We start from the raw sequence: 23573 nt of genomic DNA, 5'->3' as shown, positions 1-23573 counted from the left end.
TAGGTTGACGCTTATGAATCGGATCGTCGCGCCCGTCGGAGCCAGCGTGGTCATCGGGCTGTTGCTGGGGGCGTTCGCGATCTTCGGGATCACCCTGCTGGTGGAACAGAACGAGAAGCCGCACGTTCCCCCGGGCGACCCGTCGTCGTCTGTACTCAACCGGACCGAGTACGGCAGCCGCAGCTAGCCCGACGACGCAGGCACCAACGACGGAAGCTGCGCAAGACTCGAGGGCCAAAGGGACTATGCCGGTGTCCCGTCGCTGGCTGTTGCTGGTTTCTGCGGTCGCTCTGACGCTGACCTTTGCCCAATCACCCGGGCAGGTCTCCCCCGACACGAAGCTTGACCTCACCGCCAACCCGCTGCGCTTCCTGGCCCGGGCGACCAACCTGTGGAACAGCGAACTGCCGTTCGGCCAGTCGCAGAACCAGGCCTACGGGTACCTGTTTCCGCACGGCACGTTCTTCGCGGCCGGCCATCTGCTCGGCCTGCCTGGCTGGGTCGTCCAGCGGCTGTGGTGGGCGGTGCTGCTCGTGGCGGGTTTCTGGGGCGTGCTGCGGGTCGCCGAAGCCCTGGGGATCGGGACCGCGTCCTCGCGCGTGCTGGGCGCGGCGGCGTTTGCGCTGTCCCCGCGGGTGCTGACCACGCTGGGTTCGATCTCGTCCGAAACACTGCCGATGATGCTCGCGCCCTGGGTGCTGCTGCCCACGATCCTCGCGTTACGGGGTGGGTCGGGCCGGTCGGTGCGGGCGCTGGCCGCGCAGGCTGGCCTGGCGGTGGCGCTGATGGGCGCGGTCAACGCGATCGCGACGCTGGCCGGGTGCCTGCCCGCGGTGATCTGGTGGGCCTGTCATCGGCCCAATCGGTTGTGGTGGCGCTACACCGCGTGGTGGCTGTTGGCGCTGGTTCTGGCGATGCTGTGGTGGGTCGTCGCGCTGCTGATGCTGCGCGGGGTGAGTCCCCCGTTCCTGGATTTCATCGAGTCCTCCGGCGTCACGACGCAATGGGCGTCATTGGTGGAAACGCTGCGTGGCGCGGACAGTTGGACGCCGTTCGTGGCGCCCAACGCGACCGCGGGCGCGCCGCTGGTCACCGGATCGGTGGCGATCTTGGGGACGTGCCTGGTCGCAGCGGCCGGCCTGGCCGGACTGGCCAGCGCCGGAATGCCGGCCCGCGGGCGCCTGGTGACGACGCTGTTCGTCGGCGTGGTTTTGCTGGCCGTCGGCTACAGCGGCGGGCTGGGGTCACCGGTGGCCCACCAGGTCCAGCAGTTCCTGGATGCCGCCGGCACTCCCCTGCGCAACGTGCACAAGGTCGGCCCGGTGGTGCGACTCCCGCTGGCGCTGGGCTTCGCACAGCTACTGGGTCGCGTGCCGTTGCCCGGGAGTGCACCGAGATCGGTGTGGGTGAATGCGTTTGCCCACCCGGAACGCGACAGGCGCGTCGCGGTCGGAATCGTGGCGCTGACCGCGCTGCTGGTCAGCACCTCGCTGGCCTGGAGCGGTCGGCTCACCCCGCCCGGGACGTTCCGTGCGATACCGGACTACTGGCATCAGGCGGCCGACTGGCTCACCGAACACAACACGGGCACGCCGGCGCCGGGGCGGGTGTTGGTGGTGCCGGGCGCGCCATTCGCCACCCAGATCTGGGGCAACAGCCACGACGAACCCCTGCAGGTGCTCGGCTCCAGCCCGTGGGGGGTGCGCGATTCGATCCCGCTGACCCCACCGCAAACCATCCGGGCGCTGGACTCGGTGCAACGGCTGTTCGCCGCCGGGCGCCCATCGCCCGGCTTGGCCGACACCCTTGCTCGCCAAGGGATTTCCTACCTGGTGCTGCGCAACGACCTGGATCCCGAGACTTCGCGCTCGGCGCGTCCCATCCTGGTGCACCGGACCATCACCGGTTCGCCGGGGCTGCTGAAGGTGGCCGAGTTCGGCGAACCGGTAGGGCCTGGATCGCTCGAAGGCTTTGTCAGCGACAGCGGTTTGCGGCCGCGCTATCCGGCGGTGGAGATCTACCGCGTCGACACCACCGCCAACCCCGGCGCGCCCTACTTCGTCGACACCGACCAACTGGCCCGGGTCTCCGGGGGTCCGGAGGTGCTGCTGCGACTGGACGAACGGCGGCGCCTGCTGCGCCAGCCCGCCCTGGGGCCGGTGCTGATGGCGGCCGACGCCCGCGCGGCCGGACTTCCCGCACCGCTGGTGACCGTCACCGATACCCCGGTGGCCCGCGAAACCGACTACGGCCGGGTCGACCAGCACTCGTCGGCCATCCGCGCGCCCGGCGACGCCCGGCATACCTACAACCGGGTGCCGGACTATCCCGTCCCGGGCGCCGAACTGGTGTACGGAGCATGGAGCGGCGGCCGCATCACGGCGTCGAGTTCGTCGTCGGATTCCATCACCATGCCCGACGTCGCACCCGCCACCTCTCCCACCGCCGCGATCGACGGTGACTCGGCGACCTCCTGGGTATCCAATGCGCTGCAAGCCGCCATCGGGCAGTGGCTGCACATCGATTTCGATCGCCCGGTGGCCGATGCCGTCATCACCCTGACCCCCAGCGCCACGGCCGTCGGCGCACAGGTCCGCCGCATCGAGGTCGAGACCGCCAACGGCAGCACCACGCTGCGGGTCGAAGAGCCCGGCGAACCGCTCACCGCGGCGTTGCCCTACGGGGAGAGTTCCTGGGTTCGGATCACCGCGGTCGGCACTGACGACGGGTCGGCGGGTGTGCAGTTCGCCATTACCGACCTGGCGATCACGCAGTACGACGCATCCGGGTTCGCCCACCCGGTGCAACTGCGGCATACCGTGCGAGTCCCCGAGCCGCCGAGACAGGCGGCGATCTCGAGCTGGGACCTGGGCTCGGAACTGCTGGGCCGGCCGGGCTGTGTGTCGGCGCCGGACAGCATCCGCTGCGCGGCGTCGATGGCGCTGGCCGCCGAAGAATCGGTGAATTTCAGCCGCACGTTGACCGTGCCGGGCCCGGTGTCGGTGACCCCGATGCTGTGGGTGCGTCCGCGTCAGGGCCCGAAGCTGGCCGACCTGATCGCCCAGCCGGGCACCACCCGAGCAAGCGGGGACTCCGACCTGATCGAGGTGCTGGGTTCGGCGTATGCCGCCACCGACGGCGACCCGGCAACCTCCTGGACGGCACCGCAGCGGGTGGTGCAGCACAAGACCCCGCCGACCCTGACCCTGACGCTGCCGCGGGCCGCCGAGGTCGCCGGGCTGCGTCTGGTTCCGAGCCGGTCGCCGGTGCCCGCCCGTCCGACGATGGTGGCCGTCGACCTGGGTGACGGCCCGCAGGTACGTGAGTTGCGGAACGACGGGCCGCAGACCCTAACCCTGCATCCTCGGGTCACCGACACCGTCACCGTGAGCCTGCTCGACTGGAAGGACATCATCGACCGCAACGCGCTGGGCTTCGATCAGCTCAAGCCGCCGGGACTGGCCGAAGTCACCGTGCTGGGACCGGACAGCAAACCGGTCGCGCCAGCCGATGCCGCGCGCAACCGGGGGCGCGAGGTGTTTGTGGACTGCGATCACGGCCCGGTCATCGCGGCCGCCGGCCGGTTCGTGCATACCTCGATTCGGACCACCGCCGGGGCGCTGCTGGACGGCGAGCCCGTCGCCGCGGCCGTTTGTGAAACGGAGCCGATCGCGCTGCCGGAAGGCCAGCAGGAGTTGCTGATCAGCCCGGGACCCGCCTTCATCGTCGACGGTGCCCAGCTGACCGTGCTGGGCAGCCCCGAATTGCCCAGCGCGACAGCGCTTCCCGCGTCGACCGGCGAATGGGGACCGGCCCGTCGCGAAATCCGCGCGCCGGCGTCGGACCGGTCGCGGGTGCTGGTCATCCCCGAGAGCATCAACCCCGGGTGGGTGGCACGGACCAGCTCCGGTGCTCGGCTGACACCGGTCGCGGTCAACGGCTGGCAACAGGGTTGGGTGGTGCCCCCCGGAGATGCTGGCACCATCACGCTGACATTTGCCTCCAACTCGGTGTATCGGGGCGGTCTGGCGGTGGGGTTGGCGCTGCTGCCGCTGTTGGCGTTCCTGGCCTTGTGGCGGACACGGCGTCGGGTCGACGATCCGCCGGCACAACCCTGGCCCTCGGGGCCCTGGGTGGCGGTCCCGCTGCTGGGCGCCGGGGCACTGATCTCCGGCATCGCCGGCGTCGTGGTCGTCGGCGCGGTGTTGGGTCTGCGGTATGCGCTGCGGCACAACGAGCGACGGCGCGACGGGTGGACCATCGGGCTCAGCGCGGGCGGACTAATCATGGCCGGGGCACTGCTGTCCCGTCATCCCTGGCACTCGGTCGACGGTTACGCCGGACACTCGCCGATTGTGCAACTGCTGGCACTGATTTCACTGGCCGCGGTGGGCGCCTCGGCGGTGCCGCCAGGCGGCGTAGCACGCGCTAAGCCGGAATAATCGGCCCGATCTGCTCCACCGAACCGTCAAGCCCCGTGAGATAGCTCTCGACACTGATTCCGGGATGGCGGCGTAGCGCCTCCTGGCGAAAGTAATCCAGGATCCGTTCGTGAGTCTGCGTCTCGATTTCCGGCGTGGCGATGACGTCGGGACCATAGGCGATCTGCACTGCGCCGCAATCCCGGTGGTTGACCACGATCACCCCGTCGATCGAGTGGAGTTCGAACGACGACGCGAGGTTACTGGGGGTGTCGTCTCACCACGTTCGGCGGACCTGCAATAACCGTAGGTTCGGGCAAATCGTTTGTCTCAGCGTTGGAAATCGGCCACGGACTGGTTGACTGGTTAGACGCGGGTTGGTGTCGCCGTCCGAGGAGTTGCAGCTATGGAGTGGTTTTCGGCACCCGAATACTGGCTCGGTAGGCTGGTGCTCGAACGCGGCGTCGCGGCGATCTATCTGATCGCGTTCATCGCGGCGGTACGCCAGTTCCGGCCACTGATCGGCGAGCACGGAATGCTGCCGGTGCCAGCCTATTTGACGGGACGTTCGTTCTGGCGGACACCGAGCATCTTCCATTTCCGCTATTCCGATCGACTGTTCGCGGCGGTCTCCTGGTTTGGCGCGGCACTGTCGGCGGCGATGGTGGCCGGTCTCGCGGATTTGGCGCCGCTGTGGGCGGCGATGGCGATGTGGCTGACGCTGTGGGTGCTGTACTTGTCGATCGTCAACGTGGGCCAGACCTGGTACGGGTTCGGGTGGGAGTCGCTGCTGCTCGAATCGGGATTCCTGATGATCTTTATGGGCAACGCCTCCGTGGCGCCGCCGTTGTTGACGTTGCTGTTGGCGCGCTGGCTGCTTTTTCGGGTCGAGTTCGGCGCCGGGTTGATCAAGATGCGCGGTGACCGCTGCTGGCGCGATCTGACGTGCCTGTACTACCACCACGAAACTCAGCCGATGCCAGGGCCGTTGAGCTGGTTCTTCCACCACCTACCCAAGCCCCTGCATCGAATCGAGGTGGCCGGCAACCACTTCGCCCAACTCGTCGTTCCCTTCGGACTCTTCGCCCCGCAACCGGTGGCCGGCATCGCCGCGGCGATCATCGTCGTCACCCAGCTGTGGCTGGTGACATCGGGCAACTTCTCGTGGCTCAATTGGCTGACGATCCTGTTGGCGTGCAGCACAATCGACAACCGGTCGGCCGCCGCGGTACTGCCGGCGCCCGCGCCTCCGGCATTGCCTGGCCCGCCATTGTGGTTCGCCGCGCTGGTGATCGCGTTCACGGCAGTGATGCTCTTCCTGAGCTACTGGCCGGTGCGCAACATGCTGTCGCCTCAGCAGCGGATGAACATGTCGTTCAACTCGTTTCACCTGGGCAACACCTACGGGGCGTTCGGCAGCATCTGCCGCATCCGTCAGGAAGTGGTCATTGAGGGCACCGACGAGGCGGTGATCACCGACGAGACGGTATGGAAAGAGTACGAATTCAAGGGTAAGCCGACCGATGTCCGTAGGCTGCCCCGGCAATTCGCGCCATACCATCTGCGCCTGGACTGGCTGATGTGGTTCGCCGCGATCTCGCCCGGCTACGCGCTGTCCTGGATGACGCCGTTCCTGACGCGGCTGCTGCGCAATGATCCGGCTACCTTACGGCTTTTGCGGCACAATCCTTTTCCTGAGGAGCCACCACGGTATGTGCGCGCCCAGTTGTACAAGTATCGCTTCACCACCGTCGCGGAGTTGCGGCGGGATCACGCGTGGTGGCATCGCACCCTGATCGGGAGCTACGTCCCCCCGGTGTCGCTGACCGCAAGATGACTAGGGCCGCCATTCATCGACGGTTATCCCCCCAGGTAACCGGAAGCATCGCGGCGGCTGCACCCCCGCCGAAGGTGTCACCGTCCAGGGTGGCCAGCCCCGCCGGATGCACGCGGGCTTTTCGCACCGTCCCAGCGAATCCCAACGTCCCGGCGCCCATGGCCCCTTCCACTTGGCGGGCGGGGTCGGCGTCACCGTCAACTTCTAGGTATTCGTAGCGATAGCCACGGCCAATCGTCGTTCGAAGGTGCGGGCCGCTACGTGCCCGCTGCCGCTGACCCGCCTCCGTCGCGGCGGCTGCCGCAGCGGATTCCGACGCCTCCTCATCAGCCGCGATGCGGGCACCCATCGTGGGACCGAAGCCGGAACCCGGACCGCCCACCAGGTAACCGAAACCCCCGGTGAGGGTTGGCGGTGTCGGTGAGGTGGGCGTCGGGGCCGGAGCCGGGGCAGCCGGTGCAGCCGACGGCGTCGGCGTGGACGCCGGTGACGGGGCCAGCACGGGGGCGGCCAGCACCGCGACCGGCGGCAGGTGCGTCGTCTCCATGCCGGGAGTGGGAACGAGTGGCGCTAGCGGTTGCGCAATGCCAGCCAACCCCGCCAAACCGGCGGTACCTGCCAGGGGAGTTACGGCCATGTTGAGGACGGCAGGGAGCAACGCCGGGGCAATCTGGACGATGAAGCGCAACGTCCGCAGCGTCCAGTTGACGGCACGATAGGTCTGCCACGCGGTGAAATAGGACGCCAGTGCCGGCCAGTTCGCCGGATTCGTCAGAAGTTGCGGGATATTCGTTTGCAGGTAGGCCAGTGCTTGCTGGTTGCCGTTGAAGAAGTTGGGCAAATTCTGCAGGTACTGAAGGGGACCCCAGTTGGGTTGTCCCTGACCGGGTATGTGCGCCCCGTCGGCGCCAAAGATCATTTGCCATATTTCCGCCGGCGTGGGCAACTGGAAGCCTGTGGCACCACCACCACCACCACCACCACCGCCACCGCCGCCACTGCCACCGCCGCCACCGCCTCCGCTACGGCCGGGTCCCTGTGTGGCCTCGGCCGCCGCTTGGTACGTGGTCATCGTGGTCGCAGCCTGAACCCACATCCGGGCGTAGTCGGCTTCGTTGATCGCGATGGGGATCGAGTTGACGCCAAAGAAGTTCGTTGCCACCAATACCCCGTGAACGGCGTGGTTAGCGGCCAGTTCGGCAAGCGTCGGCATCTCTGCCAGGGCTATCGAAAATGCCGCCGCCACCGCTTCATGCTGAGCTGCGGCGGCAGTGCTGACTGAGCTGGCCAGCATCAACCACGCCAAAAACGGCGCGTGCGCCGCCGCATAGCTCGTGGCGGCTACGCCCTCCCACTCCTGTTGGACCTTGGCCACGACGGCCGCCAATTCGGTTGCCGTGCTTTCGTACTCAAGGCTCAGAGCCATCCACGACTCGGCGGCCGCCAACAATGGACCCGGCCCCGGTCCGGTGCTCAGTAGGGCCGAGTGCACCTCTGGCGGAAACGCCATCCAGATGGGCGCGAACACCGGCGGCTACCGCTTGCTCAAGCGGCCTCGCGTCGCCGTCGCGGACCAGTCGACGCCGATGCGATGCACCAGCCCATCAGCCCTGCTGCGAGGCCGAAACCCAAGTGGAACAACAACTTTTCGGGCAGCACCGCCGAGACTGACCCGCCGGCGAGGGCGACCAGGTGAATGGGTGCGGCGGCAAGCGCAATCAGCCAGGCCCACCGTCGCTCGGTCAACCCGATCAACGCGTACAACAAGACGGCGGCCGCCAGGTAACGCGTACTTCCTAAGGGCCCGTGGGGACCGGCGGGAACATTCATCGCGAGTGTCGCCACCGTGGCCGCCGCGCCGACCGCGACCACGGTCGCCCGGCGCTGCGTCATCAAGGTGACGGCTACCAACAAGGTAAGCCAGACCAGACCCCGGTGCCCGGGAAGTCCCATCGGAATCCGGACATCGGCATAGCAGGCAATCACCACTACCGACAGCAGGGGGAAGACGACTTCACGGGAAAGCGAACGGCCTTGGTCAGCGACTAGACCATCCGATGCTAGATACGTCATTCGCGGAATCCTACTCCCATTATTCCCTCATCTGCGGCGATAATTTGTCCTATCATCCGTGAATGCGGTTTTATCTGCGCGCCGCGGTCCCACTCCTGGAAGCCGCCCTGTTTGCCGGTCCCGGTCTCGTCGCCTGCGCAGGTCCAACGTCGAACGGCGGCGCACTCGTCGTGCAACAGGACGGCCAAGAAGTACGACGCTTCGTTCTGCCGCAACTGCGGGATCTTCCTCAGGTCGAAGTGCCGACGCCGCAGTCGCACGGCGCGCAAGTCCAGAAGGGGCCGACCGTGCGCTCGATCCTCGCCGCGGCGAGGGTGACCGAAGTGGACCGGGTACGCGTGGACGGCCGCGACCCGGCTCAGACGCTGACTGCGGCCGAACTCACCGATCAGGTCATCCTGAACGTCACCAAACGAAACACCCTCAAGCTCACCGGAACTCAGCTCGACCGCGACCGGTGGGTGCGCGATGTCACCGCGCTGGTGGTCAACCCATGACTCCGGTGCGCGCTTTGGCCGGCGTGGACCTGCTGATCGGTATCGATGACACCGACGACCTGTACAGCCCGGGGACGGGCCGGCGCGCGCGGCAGTTACTCGACGAGCTGACCAAGGCGGGTCTGGGCACCCCAGCCGGAGCCACCCGGCACCAACTGCTCGTCGACGATCGAATCCCTTACACCACACACAATTCCAGCGCCTGCATAGCGTGGCGCAGCGCCGTCGGGAATCCGGATGCCGTGGTGGCCGAAGTCATCCGCTTCTCCGGCGAATTCCTGGAACGGGTCTGTCCGCCGGCCGCCGATCCGGGTCTCGTCGTGGCAATTCCGCATCGCATCCTCGACACGCCCGCACTCGTGGAGTTCGGCCGTCAGGCAAAGCTCGAGGTGCTGCGCACCGAGGATGCCTGGAAACTCGGCGCGGCGTTGGGCGTCCACATCTCCGGACACGGAGGCACCCAGGACGGGGTGCTGGGTGCGCTGGCTGGGGTCGGGCTACATCTCTCGGGGAACGACGGGTTGTTCATCGATATGCCCGGTCTGCATGATTTGCCTTCCGAATCGACGATCGATGACCTGCGCCGGCTGGTCGGTATCGACGACGCGCGCGATAGTGCCCAACGCCGACCCGAACCCGACGAACCGATCGAGCTGAGCGACTGGGTACGGCCGGTTCTGCTGGAGGGACGGGCCGTCTTGCTGCTGGATCCGCCATGGGACCTGGCAGATGGCCGCCGCGCCTGGCGCACCGCGCCACGGTATGTGGTCAAACGATACTGAGCGAGCCGCGTTGTAGGCTTCGTCCGTGTCGAGGCTGCGGATTCGAGAGGCGGCCGAGTTGCTGGGGGTCAGCGACGACACCGTGCGTCGGTGGATTCAACAAGGCGCGCTGGCCGTCGAATCGGACGAATCCGGGCGCAAGGTGATCGCCGGCGACGTGTTGGCCGAATTCTGGCGCAACAAGGCGCCCGCGGCGGCACCCGACCGGCTCGGGATCGCCAGCTCCGCGCGCAATCGGTTCGCCGGCCTGGTGACCAGGGTGGTTTCCGACACCGTCATGACGCAGGTCGAAATGCAGTGCGGCCCGCACACCGTCGTCTCGTTGATGAGCACGGAGGCCGCCCGCGAGCTCAAGCTCGAACCCGGCAGCGTCGCCGTGGCCGTCGTCAAAGCCACCACCGTCATCGTCGAAGTGTCTGAAACTGCCTCGTAGAGAGGTTCCGCTCCCCGGCGAGCAGACGCAAAGTCGTACTCAGAACGCGTTTTTCGTACAACTTTGCGTCTGCTCGGCGGGAGAAGTCAGAGGGTTTCGTCGAGTTCGCCCAGGCGGTCGGTGAGGCGCAGGTTCTCGGAGTAGTCCACCGGGCAGGAGATCAACGTCACCCCGTCGTCGTCGAGCGCGGCCTTCAGCGTCGGCAGCAGTTCGTCGGCGCTGTTGATCCGAAAACCCTTGGCTCCGAAACTCTGTGCGTAACTCACCACGTCGGGATTGCTGAATTTCACATTGTGGTGCTCACCGAGCTCGAGGTCCATCTTCCACTCGATCAGACCGTAACCGCCGTCGTCCCAGATCAACACCACCAGCGGAATCCGTTCCCGCACCGCCGTCTCGATCTCCTGGGAATTCATCATGAATGCCCCGTCGCCCACCACCGCCAGCACCTTGGTGTCGGGCTTGGCCAACTTGACTCCAAGTGCACCCGGAAGGGCAAAACCCATGGTGGACAATCCGTTTGATACCAGGCAGGTGTTGGGCTCGTACGTCGGATAGAGCCTGGCCATCCACATCTTGGTGGCGCCGGTGTCGACCAGGACGACGTCGTTGCGGCCCAGCGCGGCACGGGTGTCCGCCACCAACCGCTGCGGGGTCACCGGAAATCTCGAATCGTTCTGCCCCCGCACGAATTCCTCTTCCAACAGGCCCGAGCCGGGCACCTCGACGTCGTCGAAGCGTTGGCCGTCGAGTGCGTCGGCAAGCTCGCTCAACGACTCACTGATGTCGCCGATGATCCCGACCTCCACGGTGTAGTGCACGTCGACCTCGGCCGGGAAGCGGTGGATGTGGATGATTTTCTTGTCACCATGCGGGTTGATCCGGACCGGGTCGAACTCCTGTAGCTCGTAGCCGACGGCGATGACGACGTCGGCGTTGTCGAAGCCGAAGTTGACGTAGTCGTGCGTCATGAACCCCAAGGTTCCGATGCTGTTGGGGTGGTCGTCGGGCATGACACCTTTCCCGTGGAAGGTGTTGGCCACCCGGATGCCGGTCTGTTCGGCAAACCGCACCAGGGCCTCGGTGGCGTGGCTGCGTGCCGCCCCGTGCCCGGCCAGCACCGCGGGCCGCTTGGCGCTGCGCAGCACGTCGACCGCGCGGGCCACCTGCCGGGCCGCCGGCGCCTCCGCGCGGACGACCCTGCGGGGCAACGGTGTCAGCTCATAGTCGCCGTCGTCCTCGTCGATGTGCTCGGGCACCGCCAGGTAGACCGCCGCCGGCCGTTCGGTCTCGGCCAGCTTGAACGCCTTGCGGATCATCTCCGGTATGGCGTTCGCGGTGGGTATGTCGGCGGCCCACCGGGTGATCGGGGCGTACATCGACACCAGGTCGACGTACTGGTGGGACTCCTTGTACTCGCGGTCCTGGCCGACCTGCGCCGAGATCGCGACCACCGGGGTGCTGTTGGTGGTGGCGTCGGCGACCCCGAGTTGCATGTTGATCGCCCCCGGGCCCAACGTCGCGGACACCACCCCGGCCCGCCCGGTGACGCGGCCGTACATCTCGGCCATGAACGCCGCGGCCTGCTCGTGGCGGGTGAGGATGTAGCGGATATCCGACGCCGCCAGCGCCTTGACCAGTCGGATGTTCTCCTCGCCGGGGATTCCGAAAACGACGGAAACCCCCTCGTTCTCCAGGCACTTGACGATCAGCTCGGCCGGCGTGCTCATCCCGGGACCTCCCTTTGGCTCCGTGTTGGCCACGCCCGTCGGTGACGATGCGGTTTTGCGGAGCGAACCGCAGGGAACCGCTAGTCCGACAGTAGTGGCAGGCTAGATACAGGACGTTTCTCTCAAGTACCCACCAGACGAAGGATTCAGCGTGCCTATCGCCACCATCAACCCGGCCACCGGCGAGACAGTCAAGACCTTCACGGAGGCAACCGACGAAGAAGTCGACGCCGCGATCGCGCGCGCCTACGAGCGGTTCCTCGACTACCGCCACTCCACGACCTTCGCCCAGCGCGCCGAGTGGGCGAACGCCACCGCCGACCTGTTGGAGAAAGAGGCCGACGACGTCGCGGCGATGATGACGTTGGAGATGGGCAAGACGCTGGCGTCAGCCAAGGCGGAGACCCTGAAATGCGCCAAGGGTTTTCGCTACTACGCCGAGAACGCCGAAAAGCTGCTCGCCGACGAGCCTGCGGAAGCGTCGAAGGTCGGTGCGAAACAGGCCTACGTCCGGTACCAACCGCTAGGTGTGGTGCTGGCCGTCATGCCGTGGAACTTCCCGCTTTGGCAGGCGGTTCGGTTCGCGGCGCCCGCGCTGATGGCCGGCAACGTCGGCATCCTCAAGCACGCGTCGAATGTGCCGCAGTCCGCGTTGTACCTCGCCGACGTCATCGCCCGCGGCGGGTTCCCGGACGGCTGCTTCCAGACGCTGCTGGTGTCATCCAAGGCGGTAGAGCGCATCCTGCGCGACCCGCGGGTTGCGGCGGCCACGCTCACCGGAAGCGAGCCGGCAGGTCAGTCCGTCGCCGCGATCGCCGGTGACGAGATCAAGCCGACCGTGCTGGAACTCGGCGGCAGCGACCCGTTCATCGTGATGCCGTCGGCAAACCTGGACGAGGCCGTCAAGACCGCCGTCAAGGCCCGGGTGCAGAACAACGGGCAGTCCTGCATCGCCGCCAAGCGGTTCATCGTGCATTCCGACATTTACGAGGCGTTCGTCGACAAGTACGTCGAACAGATGGAGGGCCTCAAGGTCGGCGACCCGACCGACCCGGACACCGACGTGGGTCCCCTGGCCACCGAGTCGGGCCGCGACGAGATCGCCAAGCAGGTGGAGGACGCCGTCGCCGCCGGCGCGACCGTGCGTTGTGGTGGGCAGGTTCCCGACCGACCCGGGTGGTTCTACCCGCCGACGGTGATCACCGACATCACCAAGGACATGGCGCTGTACAAGGAGGAAGTGTTCGGGCCGGTCGCCTCGATGTACCGTGCCAGCGACATCGACGAGGCCATCGAGATCGCCAACGCCACCAGCTTCGGGCTGGGGTCCAACGCGTGGACGAACGACGCGGGCGAGCAGGAACGGTTCATCAACGAGATCGAGGCCGGCCAGGTGTTCATCAACGGGATGACGGTGTCCTTCCCCGAACTCGGGTTCGGCGGCATCAAGCGGTCGGGCTACGGCCGCGAGCTGGCCGTGATGGGTATCCGCGCCTTCGTCAACGCCAAGACGGTGTGGGTGGGCTAGGAGCCTGCTCGCGGTCCCTCGCGAGCAGACGCAAACTCGTACGAAATCGGTTGTTTCAGTACGAGTTTGCGTCTGCTCGGCGTTGTGACTAGACCGCCGCGAGGGCCTTCTGGTCCTCGTCGGCGAAGGTGTCTTCGAGCTCCAGCGGCGTGTAGTCGACGTCGATCTCGCCGAGCGGGCGACCCCGGGCGCTGCTGATCGTGCCGAACCGCCGCATCCCTTTGTCCGTGGCGTACTGCAGGAACTCCTCGTCCTTGAGGCCGAACGGCTTCGGGTCCTCGAAAAGGTTGAACCCGTCCTGGGTGAGTTGCAGCGCCATCGGGATGAGCTCGTTCATCCGCGTCTCGAACACCGTCCAGTTGGCGTCGTCGGCGGCGACGTGGCGACGGCAGGTGAAGGTGCCCCACGCCATGTGACGGCGTTCGTCGTCACCGATGCGCCGGACCAATTCCTGCATGCCCGGCAGGATGCCGCGTTCCACGCAGATCTTGTGCCAGGCGTAGTAGCCGGTGAGCGCCAACATGCCTTCGACGATGTGGTTGTAGGTCACCGACGCCCGGATCTGGGCGGCCGGCGACGGGTCGGACGTCAACACGTTGAGGCAGTCCGGCAGCTCGTCGTAGAAGATGTGCCGGTAGGTGGGCAGATCGTCGAGGTAGGGGTGCAGGTCCTCGGTCATGCCGACGGCGTCCAACCACATGCGGAACACCTGGACGTGTTTGGCCTCCTCGAACGCGAACTGCGTCAGATACATCTCGTCGCCGAGTCGCCCCTCGGCGCGCATCGCGGACATGAACGGCTGAATGTCCTGGGCCACCGCTTCCTCGCCGGCGATGAACTGGGCGCACAACCGGGTGGCGTACTCGCGTTCGTCTTCGGTGAGCTTCTCCCAGTCCTCGCGGTCGCGGGAGAAGTCGATGTCGGCGGGATCCCAGAACTTCGCGTTGCCGCCGGCGAACAGCTTCAACGGCAGGCTGTTCCAGTTGAGCCCGCCCCGGGCGAGCGAGCTTGAGTGTGTCCGTGTCATGGGACCTCCTCTTTGGGTGCATGGGCTGTGTTAACGGCCTGCGTCTGCGCGCAGAATGCGGCCGCCAAGACGGCGACCAGCCTGCGCACGGCAAGGGCCGGTTGCTCCGGAGTTGGATCGTCGAGCCCGAGGACGGGATCCAGTCCGCGCATGTATGGGGCCAGCGCCAAGTGCGGAAAAATCAACAGCAGCAACGACAGCAACGCGTCAGTGTCGGCGTCGGGACGCAGGTCGCCCCGCGCGTGCGCGACGGTCACCAGGGGCCGCAGCACTTCCAGGTAGTGACGGTGGATGACGCTGCGCACGCTGATGCGGGCGTCGGTGTCGACCTCCAATGTGGCTGCCGCGTGTAACGCCCGCTCTCGTGGGTGCTCGGCGTAGTAGGCGACCCAGCCGTCGAGCAGGTCGGTGAGGAAGTCGAAGAAGGGCCGACTGGCGGGGTCGAGCTCGCGGATGAGGTCCTCCATGTAGCCCCGCACCCGCTGGCTGACGGTATCGGTGATGTAGGCGTAGAGGTCCCGCTTGTCAGCGAAGTACTGAAACAGGCTGCCCTTGGCGACACGAGCGCGCCGAGCGATCACGTTCAGGCTTCCGTTGGAGAACCCGTGCGCGCCGAATTCCGCCTCTGCGGCTTCCACTATTGCTGCTCGGCGAGCGGGGTCGACCCGCGCCCAAGTCACCGTCGGCATAAACGCCTCCTCGCATTCGATGACCACTGGTCATTCTACTGTGAGTCACTTCACAGTCAACGTAGCGCCTGCTCCCGGCGGCCTCGTCGAGCGGTTCGCCCGAGCGTGTGGGTTTTTGCCGAGTGTTTGGTTCGCCGAGCGTGTGGCGTTTTGCCCCCGCATCGCGGGGAGGGGTGCATATCCCCCACCTTCGACGACGCCCCGCCGAGAGGCGCCGCGCCCAACGTGTGGCGTTTTGCCCGCGCATCGCGGGGAGGGGTGCATATCCCCCACCTTCGACGACGCCCCGCCGAGAGGCGCCGGCGCCCAACGTGTGGCGTTTTGCCCGCGCATCGCGGGGAGGGGTGCATATCCCCCACCTTCGACGACGCCCCGCCGAGAGGCGCCGAGCCGAGCGTGTGGCGTATTGCCCTCGCATCGCGGGGAGGGGTGCTTTTCCCCCACGTTCGGCGGCGGCATCGACGCAGCGCCGCGGCCGCATCGACGCAGCGCCGGCGGCGGCATCGACGCAGCGCCGCGGCCGCATCGACGCAGCGCCAGCGTCGGGCGCCCTAGGGCGCCATCTCGTAAGCGCCGTTGAGCGGCAGGACGTGTTCCTGCCAGATCTTGTCGTAGCGCGCTGGGTCGTGCGCGGGGCGGCGAATCATCCGCAGCGCGAAGCGGCCCTGCTCGTCCGTCGTCGCGGCCTTGTCGTTCAATTCGATTGCGTAGCTGTTGAAGTCGCGGACCAGCACGCCGAAGATCTCGTCGATCAACGCCTCGTCCACGCCGGAGATCGCGGCCTCTTCCAGGATGAGCTGGCCGTAGGGAACCAGCGCGAAGATCTGTCCCACGCCGAAGGCGAAGTCGATGTCCTTCTGCTGCGCGGCGTCCGGGGTCGCCGCCGCCAGCATCTCGGCCAGCACCTCGACCTGCTGACGCAGTAGCGCGACGTTGGGCAGGTGGCCGTAGCTGTCGAACGGCGCGCGCCAGTCGTGGAAACGCACCTTGCCCAGGCCGCCGGTGGGCCCCTGGTTGAACAGGAAGGTGTCGTCGGCGGCGTCGTCGCGGCGTGGGATCAGCGGCAGCGCCACGTCCGGTGCGAACAGGAAGTTGGGCATGAACTTGGCCAGCAGCCCGATGTTGATGTGAACGGTGCCTTCCAGGCGCGGCAGCAGGCCGATCTCGCGGGCCACCGTTTCGAAGAAGGTGTCCTTCTCCACACCCTTGGCGGCGATGACGTCCCACAGCGCGGTGATGACCCGCTCGCCCTCGCTGGTGACCTTGGCCTTGGTGAGCGGGCTGTAGAGCAGGTAGCGACGGTCGTCGGCCGAGGCGCTGCGCATGTAGTCGGAGGCGCGGGTGGCTACCAGTCGCATGGCGACCAGCCTCGCGTAGGCGTCGGTGAACAACCGCCGGACGTGGCTGAAGTCCGTGACGAGCTTGCCGTAGAGCTGGCGGTTGGCCGCGTGGGTGATCGACTCGTAGAAGGCGTGGGTGCACATGCCGACCGCACCCCAGCCCAGGTTGTACTTGCAGACGTTGACCGTGTTGAGGGCGGCGTGGAACGCCCCCGGGCCGCGGTGCAGCAAATCGGCTTCGGTGACCGGGTAGTCGTGCAGCGCGTAGTTGGCGACGTAATTCTGCGAGTTGACGACGTTCTTCTTCAGTTCGTAGCGATCGTGCTGCGAATCGGCGGCGAAGAAGACATAGTCCGACTCTTTGCCGGACCCGTCAATCCTCCCGAAGGTGGAGACCATCCGCGCGACGTTGGCGTTGCCGATGTAGTACTTCTCGCCGTTGGCGACCCAGCCGTGCTCGGACTCTGTCAAAACCATGTCGGTTTGGTAGACGTCGGCGCCGTGCGCCTGCTCCGAGAGGCCGAACGCGAACACCTCGCCCTGCTCGAGCTGCGCGGCGGCCTTACGCTTGGCGTCCTCGTTCTCGCTCATCCAGATCGGTCCCAGGCCCAGTGCCGTCACCTGGAACGGATACCAGTAGCTCAATCCGTAGAAGCCGACGATCTCGGCGAACTCGCTGATCCGGTAGGTGTCCCAGCGACAATCTTCGGCGCCGTACGTCGCCGGCGTCAGCAACGAAGCGAAGATGCGCTCCCGCCCGATGTGGTTGAGGAAGTCGGAGTACCAGACCTTGTCGTGCTCGTCTTGCTTCAGCCGCGCCTTGCCTCGGGATTCGAAGAACTCGACCGTCGCCGCCATGATCTCCCCTGAGCGGCTGTCCGGGTACTGGCGTTGCAGATTTTTGGGATTGAGCAACATGACGGCTCCAAGGAAGCGAACGCGGAATTAGGAAAAGGACGGCTAGACGGTACTGCAATGGGGTGTGATCGACCTAGCATCGGTTTTGTGTCAGAACTAAATACCGCTCGCGGAGCGATCGATACCACCGACCTCGGCGTCACGCTCATGCATGAGCACGTCTTCATCATGACCACTGAGATCGCGCAGAACTATCCCGAAGCCTGGGGCGATGAGGAGAAGCGGGTGGCCGACGCCGTCGCCCGGCTCAACGAACTGAAGTCCCGCGGCGTCGACACGATCGTCGACCTGACGGTGATCGGGCTGGGACGCTACATCCCGCGGATCGCCCGCGTCGCGGCCCAAACCGAGCTCAACATCGTCGTCGCGACGGGCCTCTACACGTACAACGACGTGCCGTTCTGCTTCCACTACACCGGCCCGGGCACCATGCTCGACGGACCCGAGGTCATGGTCGAGATGTTCGTCCGCGACATCGAGCAAGGCATCGCCGACACCGGCATCAAGGCCGGAATCCTCAAGTGCGCCACCGACGAACCCGGCATCACCCCAGGCGTGGAGCGGGTGCTGCGCGCCGTCGCCCAGGCGCACAAGCGCACCGGCGTGCCGATCTCCACCCACACCCACGCCGGGTTGCGGCGCGGGCTCGAGCAGCAACGCATCTTCGAAGAGGAGGGCGTGGACCTGAGCCGCGTGATCATCGGACACTCGGGCGACAGCACCGACGTCGGCTACCTCGAGGAGATCATCTCGGCGGGCTCGTATCTGGGCATGGACCGGTTCGGCATCGACGTTATCCTGCCGTTCGAGGAGCGGGTGGCCATCGTGGCGACCATGTGCGAGCGCGGGCACGCCGACAAGATGGTGCTCTCGCACGACGCCAACTGTTATTTCGACGCGTTGCCCGAGGAGATGCTCGCGGTGGCCGCACCGAATTGGCACTACCTGCACATCCACAACGACGTGATTCCCGCGCTGAAGGAGCGCGGGGTCACCGACGAGCAACTGCACACCATGCTCGTCGAGAACCCGCGGCGAATCTTTGAGCGGCAGGGCGCCTATCAGTGACCGTCCCACCGATCGGTACCCAAATTTCGCAGCTGGCCGAACTGGCCCCCGATGAGCCGGCCGTCACCTGCGCCGGAATCACCCTCACCCGAGCCGAACTCGACCGCTCGACCAACCGCCTGGCCCGCGCTTACGCCGAACGCGGCGTCACCGCAGGAAGCTACGTCAGCATCGTGTTGCCCAACTCCGTCGAGTGGGTGCAAGCCGCCATCGCCTGCTGGAAGCTGGGCGCCGTGCCGCAACCGCTCTCGCCGGGGATGCCGGACGCGGAGCTGCACGGTCTGCTGGAGTTGCGCCCACGCGCGCTGCTGGTCGGGCGGTCGCACGGTGAAATTCCCAGTGTGCCAGCTGGTTTCGTGCCCGACTCGGCCTTGTCCGACGAGCCGCTACCGGAAGCGGTGTCGCCGTCCTGGAAGTCGTTGGCCTCCGGCGGCAGCACTGGACGCCCGAAGCTGATCGAGGCCGGCGGCGACAGTCGGGTTCCGGCGGCCATCGGCTATCCGCTGGGCGCGCAGGAGGGCGACACGTCATTGGTGCCGGTGCCGCTTTCCCACAACACCGGCTTCACCACGGGGACGATGGCGCTGCTGATGCGGCACCACCTGGTGCTGCTGCCGCGATTCGATCCGCACGAATTTCTCCGACTGGTAACCGAACACCGCGTCACCTTCCTCACCACGGTGCCCACGATCATGCAGCGACTGCTGCCCGTCTATCACGCCAACCCGGATTCCTACGACCTGTCGTCGATCCGGCGGCTATGGCACGTGGGCGCTCCGTGCCCGCCGGCCGTCAAACAGGCATGGATCGATTTGTTGGGCCCGGAAAAGATTTGGGAGTTGTACGGCGGCACCGAGTTACAGGCCCTAACCTTCATCTCAGGCTCGGAATGGCTTACCCACCCCGGCTCGGTGGGTCGAGTCGTCAGTGGCGAAATGAAGGTGCTCGACGACGACGGCAACCCGTGCCCGCCCGGCGTGGAAGGGGAGATCTATATGCGACCCAGTCCTGGCAGCGCACCGACCTACCGCTACGTCGGCGTCAAAGCGAAAAGCCGCGACGGGTGGGATTCCCTAGGCGATTTGGGCTATTTCGACGCCGACGGGTACCTGTACCTTTCGGACCGTCGCGTCGACATGTTCACCGTCGGCGGCCGCAACGTCTACCCGGCAGAGATCGAGAACGCTTTGTCGGAGCACCCGGACGTGCTGTCGTGTTTGGTTGTCGGTATTCCGCACAGCGATCTGGGTCAAGTACCGTACGCGTTAGTGCATACCGTGACCGGGTCTGACCTCACTGCCGAGACCGTCCAGACGTTTGTCGGTGATCGGCTCGCGGGCTACAAAATTCCGCGCACCGTCGAGTTCGTCGACACCCCGCTGCGTGACGACGCCGGCAAGGCGCGTCGAACGGCGGTGCGTGACAACGTCATCGCGCGACTGCAGGCTTGAGACCATGTTGAACATCGGGTATTCGGCGCTGAGCGACGTCGGCTGTGTTCGCTCCGACAACCAGGACCGCTGGGGCTCGGACGAGGACCAGTTCCTGTTCATGGTCGCCGACGGTGTGGGCGGTAGCCGGGACGGAGCGCTGGCCGCGCACACCATGGTGGAAAAGCTGCCGGGGTACGTTGCCCACCACCTTCCCATTGACGAGCGCGACGGTCCCGACGCCCCCGAGCGGTTGGCTCGCGCCGTCTCGGAACTCTCCGACGACCTGCACACCACGGCGCAGAAGGATGCCCGCTACCAAGGCGCCAACAGCACCCTAGTGGCCGTGGTCATCGCCGGTACTCGCGCGCTGGTGGCTCACCTCGGCGACAGTCGGGCCTACCTGCTGCGGGAGCGTCCGCTCAAGCGCCTGACCCGGGACCACACGCTGGTGCAGGCCTTGGTCGAGGCCAAACAGGTCGATGCCGCGGACACCGGCAAACACCGCGCCCGCAGCATCGTGACGAAGTACATGGGGATGCGCCCGCCCGCCAAGGCCGACGGCAGTGCGGTCGAGTTGCAGGCAGGTGACCGGATCCTGCTGTGCAGTGACGGACTGCACGGCGTGGTGAACGAGGCGTCGATAGCGCAGATCCTCGAAGACAACCCGGACCCGGGTTATGCCGCCGCGGCGTTGATCGGGGCGGCCAGGGATGCGGGCGGACCTGACAACATCACCGCGTTGGTGATCAACGTCTAGGGGTTAGCGGTCATGGGGTGCCGTTGTTGCCGGGCGAGCCGGCGGGTGCACCCGGACCCGCCGATCCTCCGCTGCCGCCGCTAAGAGTCGCGCCAACCGGGCCTGAGGCATTGCCGCCGTTACCGCCGTTACCGCCCGCGCCCGCAGTGCCGGTTCCACCCTCGCCTCCGTCGCCGCCGGTCGCGTTGGCGGTCGAGTTCGGGTCGGAGAGCGTTGCTGTGCCGCCATCACCACCATTGCCGCCGGTGGCGCCGGTTCCACCTGCCGCGCCATTGCCAGCGACTGCGTTGCCACTGCCCTGTGCAGTCGCATTACCCCCGCGGCCCCCGTCGCCGCCGCTCGTGACGCCAGCCCCGCCCACACCGCCGCTGCCACCGAAAGCATCAGTTGTAGAGGCGGGGCCATAGACGGTCGCGTCACCGCCCGCGCCACCATTGCCACCGCGGCCGTCGGTGCCGATGCCGCCGGCCCCACCGCCGCCGCCGAAGGCTTGACCTGTCCCACTTATTTGGCCTAAGCCGCCGCGACCGCCGTTACCGCCGGTGGCCCCGTCGGCGCCCGCGGCACCGTTACCGCCGATGGCGTTTCCACTGCCGTAGTTAGCCGTGTGACCGCCCGCCCCACCGTCACCGCCGCCCGTAGTGCCCACGCCGCCCGCTGCACCGTCGGCCCCAACGGCGTCCAAGGCGGAAGCGGTGTTGTAGATGTACGCGCTTCCGCCGCCGCCGCCATTTCCGCCGCGGCCGGCGGTGCCGGTGCCGCCGACCCCGCCTGCCCCGGGCGCGTACTGACCGGATCCGTGAACAAAGACCGAGCCGCCGCTACCGCCGTTGCCGCCATTGGCGCCGTCGGTACCCGCTGCACCGTTACCGCCGACCGCGTCCCCCTGGCCATGATGGGTCGCTGCGCCGCCGGCTCCGCCGTTGCCCCCATGGGTCGCCCCCGTGCCCCCTGCTGCGCCGTCGGCACCCACGGCGACCACAGTGGAGTCAGTGTTGTAGACGATCGCGGAGCCGCCCGCGCCGCCAGCCCCGCCGCGACCGACAGTGCCGGTACCGCCCGTACCGCCGGCACCCGCAATTACCTCGCCTAATCCGTGAGTTTGGGCCCCACCGCCGTAGCCGCCATCGCCCCCGTCGGTTCCGCCTGCCCCTGCACCACCGGTTCCACCACGGGCGGTAGCCGTGGAAACGGCGTTGTCGATTCGTCCGATGCCCCCGTTGCCGCCAGCGCCGCCGACGCCGGTAGCCCCACCCCCGGCGCCGTCACCGCCGTTGCCGCCAACCGCGGCACCCAGACCCTTGTTGACGCCCTGGCCGGCATCCCCGCCATCACCGCCAGCGGTGACACCGGAGCCCCCGATGCCATCCGCAAGGTCAGCACAAACTGCTCATGGAACGCGGCGACCTGGCGGTTGACGGCTTGGAACTGCCGGGCCTGCTCGGAGAACAGCGCCGCGATCGCGGCCGACACCTCATCCTCAGCCGCAGCGATCAGGCCCGTCGTCGGCGCCGCCGCTGCCTCGGTGGCCGCACCCAACAACGTCCCAATCCGAGCAATTTCACTGACAGCCGGCCCGACCGCTTCGGGAACCACCAACACGTATGACATTTGCCCGCTCCGCGTTTTTCGCAGTGCCCCGAACTAGTAGGCGTCGTCCCCGCGTCCTGAGAATAAAGTCTCGCGAAGCGCCTGACCAGGATTTATTACGTTTTAGACAATTAACGGCGTGTTGTCCGGCGTCGGCGTGGCGAGCTACGGCGCTATCGCGTCGGCTTCGCTGTCGCGCGGCTCGGCCGGCCGGCGCCGCTCCCAGCGGCGCAACGCCTCCCGGCACGGTGACTCCACCAGCGCGTAGCTGACCGCGGCGATCGCCCAGCCGAAGACCAGGGTCAACAGCAACACCGTCGGCATATGGCCGTTGAACGCGAACGCGCCAATGACCGGGAACACCATGTCCAGTGCGGCCAGGTGCCAGATGAACAGGCCGTACGACCAGCGGCCCAGGGTGACCATGAACGTGCTGCCCAGCAAGCGGTGCGGGGTGTCGGGGCGGTCCAGCACCAGCGGCGCCACCAGGGCGATCGCGACCACCGAGCCCATTGCCGTCTTGATCGCGAACTGGGCCGGCGTGCTCGTCACCAAGCCGGCCGGACCGGCCACCGGAGAGGCCGCCACCAGGTAGGCGGCCACCGCGACCACGGCCATCAGCACCCGGCGACGCGCCAACCTGTGCGGCAGCCCGACCGGGCTGTGCACCCACTCCGCCAGCAGCATCCCGGCGGCGAACCAGGAGAAGAACGCCGGCGGCCAGTTCATCGGGTTGGCGCCCGGACCGCCGGTGAGCGGCACCCAGGCCCACGCCCAGCTGAGCACCCCCAACGCGGCGATCGCCGGCACCCGCGCGCCAACCGGAATCCGGCGGGCCAGCAGCGCGAAAATGGGCAATGCGAGGTAAAAACTGACCTCGACGGACAGGCTCCACATCTGCGTGAGCCCAGCGGTCAGGGTCAGCGGCACGTAGATCTGGGTCAGCGTCAGGTTGGCCAACCAGACGGTCAAGCTGGCATTGTCCGACTCGGGCAGCAGCGACAGAATTACCACCACCGCGACCACGTAGGCGGGCATGATGCGGACTACCCGGGAGCGCAGGTAGTGGCCGGTCGACGGCCGCGGCCGCAACCCACGTGCCGCCGCCGCGTGCCCACGCCACAGCAGAAAGCCGGACAGTGCGAAGAACACGGCGACGGCCAAATCGAAACGGCCGAACAGCCGACCGTCCACACCGCTGGAGTGGCCCGTCTGGAAAGCGACGTGGGTGACGACGACGCCCATCGCGGCACAGGCGCGCATGCCTTCGACGGCGGGCAGGAAGCTCCGAGTTCCGCCTACCTGTTGGGCCACCTCTTGGGCCGCCGTTGGGGTCGCCTGTTGCGTTGCCGGCGGGGTCGCCTGCTCGGTCACCATCTCAGTCTGCCTGTGCGGTGCCGACGGCCCGATGGGGTACACCGGATTCGTACGACCGACGCACACAATCTGC

The 23573-nt window shown here is 67.1% G+C and carries 20 protein-coding genes; 10 read left to right on the top strand and 10 right to left on the bottom strand.

Annotated features, from left to right (window positions below; all coding sequences use genetic code 11):
- Positions 1-13 precede the first annotated feature (13 nt).
- Together G6N68_RS00205 and G6N68_RS00200 are read left to right on the top strand one after the other, a co-directional pair.
- Positions 14-187 carry a DUF2613 domain-containing protein gene (locus tag G6N68_RS00205; protein ID WP_163706509.1) on the top strand — a complete coding sequence of 58 codons (174 nt, stop codon included), beginning with the start codon at positions 14-16 and terminating at the stop codon, positions 185-187.
- Between the two features lie 58 nt (positions 188-245).
- The gene (locus G6N68_RS00200) at positions 246-4442 is read left to right on the top strand and encodes a DUF3367 domain-containing protein (RefSeq protein ID WP_163706507.1); all 4197 of its coding nucleotides are present in this window, start codon (positions 246-248) and stop codon (positions 4440-4442) included.
- Here G6N68_RS00200 and G6N68_RS00195 read toward each other — a convergent pair.
- A complete protein-coding gene (locus G6N68_RS00195; protein ID WP_240355314.1) occupies positions 4429-4644 on the bottom strand; it encodes a hypothetical protein in 216 nt (71 codons plus the stop codon). The genes G6N68_RS00200 and G6N68_RS00195 overlap by 14 nt on opposite strands.
- A 183-nt stretch (positions 4645-4827) precedes the next feature.
- On the opposite strand from G6N68_RS00195, the gene G6N68_RS00190 reads away from it, so the two are divergent.
- Positions 4828-6258, top strand: a complete 1431-nt coding sequence (locus G6N68_RS00190; RefSeq protein WP_163706505.1) for a lipase maturation factor family protein — start codon at positions 4828-4830, stop codon at positions 6256-6258.
- A 13-nt stretch (positions 6259-6271) separates the two neighbouring features.
- Here G6N68_RS00190 and G6N68_RS00185 read toward each other — a convergent pair whose 3' ends face one another.
- Both G6N68_RS00185 and G6N68_RS00180 read right to left on the bottom strand, forming a co-directional pair.
- Positions 6272-7768, bottom strand: a complete 1497-nt coding sequence (locus G6N68_RS00185) for a PPE family protein (RefSeq protein ID WP_163717955.1) — start codon at positions 7766-7768, stop codon at positions 6272-6274.
- Positions 7769-7803: 35 nt separating this feature from the next.
- Complete coding sequence (locus G6N68_RS00180; RefSeq protein WP_163706503.1) at positions 7804-8331, bottom strand: hypothetical protein; 528 nt, start codon at positions 8329-8331, stop codon at positions 7804-7806.
- Between the two features lie 95 nt (positions 8332-8426).
- Between G6N68_RS00180 and G6N68_RS00175 the strand changes: the two genes are divergently transcribed.
- Genes G6N68_RS00175 through G6N68_RS00165 form a run of 3 tightly spaced genes read left to right on the top strand, consistent with a single transcriptional unit; the run spans position 8427 to position 10043 of the window.
- Positions 8427-8828, top strand: coding sequence for a hypothetical protein (locus G6N68_RS00175; RefSeq protein WP_371871665.1), 402 nt, complete (start codon positions 8427-8429; stop codon positions 8826-8828).
- Complete coding sequence (locus G6N68_RS00170; RefSeq protein ID WP_163706499.1) at positions 8825-9610, top strand: hypothetical protein; 786 nt, start codon at positions 8825-8827, stop codon at positions 9608-9610. The genes G6N68_RS00175 and G6N68_RS00170 overlap by 4 nt, the downstream gene beginning before the upstream one ends.
- 25 nt (positions 9611-9635) lie before the next feature.
- Entirely contained in the window at positions 9636-10043 is a 408-nt protein-coding gene (locus tag G6N68_RS00165; protein WP_163706496.1) for a TOBE domain-containing protein, read from the top strand.
- An 86-nt stretch (positions 10044-10129) separates the two neighbouring features.
- Here the strand turns inward: G6N68_RS00165 and G6N68_RS00160 are convergent, their stop codons facing one another.
- Complete coding sequence (locus tag G6N68_RS00160; RefSeq protein WP_163706494.1) at positions 10130-11773, bottom strand: acetolactate synthase large subunit; 1644 nt, start codon at positions 11771-11773, stop codon at positions 10130-10132.
- Between the two features lie 151 nt (positions 11774-11924).
- On the opposite strand from G6N68_RS00160, the gene G6N68_RS00155 reads away from it, so the two are divergent.
- Positions 11925-13301 carry an NADP-dependent succinic semialdehyde dehydrogenase gene (locus tag G6N68_RS00155; protein WP_163706492.1) on the top strand — a complete coding sequence of 459 codons (1377 nt, stop codon included), beginning with the start codon at positions 11925-11927 and terminating at the stop codon, positions 13299-13301.
- 88 nt (positions 13302-13389) lie between these two features.
- Here G6N68_RS00155 and G6N68_RS00150 read toward each other — a convergent pair whose 3' ends face one another.
- From G6N68_RS00150 to G6N68_RS00140, 3 genes are all read right to left on the bottom strand, one after another.
- Positions 13390-14328 carry a R2-like ligand-binding oxidase gene (locus G6N68_RS00150; protein ID WP_163706490.1) on the bottom strand — a complete coding sequence of 313 codons (939 nt, stop codon included), beginning with the start codon at positions 14326-14328 and terminating at the stop codon, positions 13390-13392.
- A complete protein-coding gene (locus G6N68_RS00145; RefSeq protein ID WP_163706488.1) occupies positions 14325-15017 on the bottom strand; it encodes a TetR/AcrR family transcriptional regulator in 693 nt (230 codons plus the stop codon). Before G6N68_RS00145 ends, G6N68_RS00150 begins: the two co-directional genes overlap by 4 nt.
- Before the next feature lie 551 nt (positions 15018-15568).
- Entirely contained in the window at positions 15569-17275 is a 1707-nt protein-coding gene (locus G6N68_RS00140; protein WP_163706486.1) for an acyl-CoA dehydrogenase family protein, read from the bottom strand.
- An 87-nt stretch (positions 17276-17362) separates the two neighbouring features.
- Here G6N68_RS00140 and G6N68_RS00135 point away from each other — a divergent pair, with 87 nt between their 5' ends.
- From G6N68_RS00135 to G6N68_RS00125, 3 genes are read left to right on the top strand one after another with little or no spacing between them, the layout of a single operon-like run.
- Positions 17363-18343: a phosphotriesterase family protein gene (locus G6N68_RS00135; RefSeq protein ID WP_163706482.1), complete on the top strand. Its 981-nt coding sequence runs from the start codon at positions 17363-17365 to the stop codon at positions 18341-18343.
- Positions 18340-19794, top strand: a complete 1455-nt coding sequence (locus G6N68_RS00130; protein WP_163706480.1) for an AMP-binding protein — start codon at positions 18340-18342, stop codon at positions 19792-19794. Before G6N68_RS00135 ends, G6N68_RS00130 begins: the two co-directional genes overlap by 4 nt.
- Positions 19795-19798: 4 nt before the next feature.
- The gene (locus G6N68_RS00125; RefSeq protein WP_163706477.1) at positions 19799-20533 is read left to right on the top strand and encodes a PP2C family protein-serine/threonine phosphatase; all 735 of its coding nucleotides are present in this window, start codon (positions 19799-19801) and stop codon (positions 20531-20533) included.
- A 10-nt stretch (positions 20534-20543) separates the two neighbouring features.
- On the opposite strand, the gene G6N68_RS30395 is transcribed toward G6N68_RS00125, so the two are convergent.
- The 3 genes from G6N68_RS30395 to G6N68_RS00110 all read right to left on the bottom strand — a co-directional run bounded on the left by G6N68_RS30395 (position 20544) and on the right by G6N68_RS00110 (position 23500).
- On the bottom strand, positions 20544-21506 hold the full coding sequence (locus G6N68_RS30395; protein WP_163706475.1) for a hypothetical protein: 963 nt from the start codon (positions 21504-21506) through the stop codon (positions 20544-20546).
- A 116-nt stretch (positions 21507-21622) separates the two neighbouring features.
- Positions 21623-22144 carry a PE family protein gene (locus G6N68_RS31320; RefSeq protein ID WP_163706473.1) on the bottom strand — a complete coding sequence of 174 codons (522 nt, stop codon included), beginning with the start codon at positions 22142-22144 and terminating at the stop codon, positions 21623-21625.
- Positions 22145-22288: 144 nt separating this feature from the next.
- A complete protein-coding gene (locus G6N68_RS00110) occupies positions 22289-23500 on the bottom strand; it encodes an acyltransferase family protein (protein WP_163706471.1) in 1212 nt (403 codons plus the stop codon).
- Positions 23501-23573: the final 73 nt, after the last annotated feature.

This window comes from Mycobacterium bourgelatii (assembly GCF_010723575.1).
Lineage (GTDB): Bacteria > Actinomycetota > Actinomycetes > Mycobacteriales > Mycobacteriaceae > Mycobacterium > Mycobacterium bourgelatii.
The sequence above is the reverse complement of the archived record's forward strand: the minus strand, read 5'-3'. Positions and strand labels throughout refer to the sequence as shown.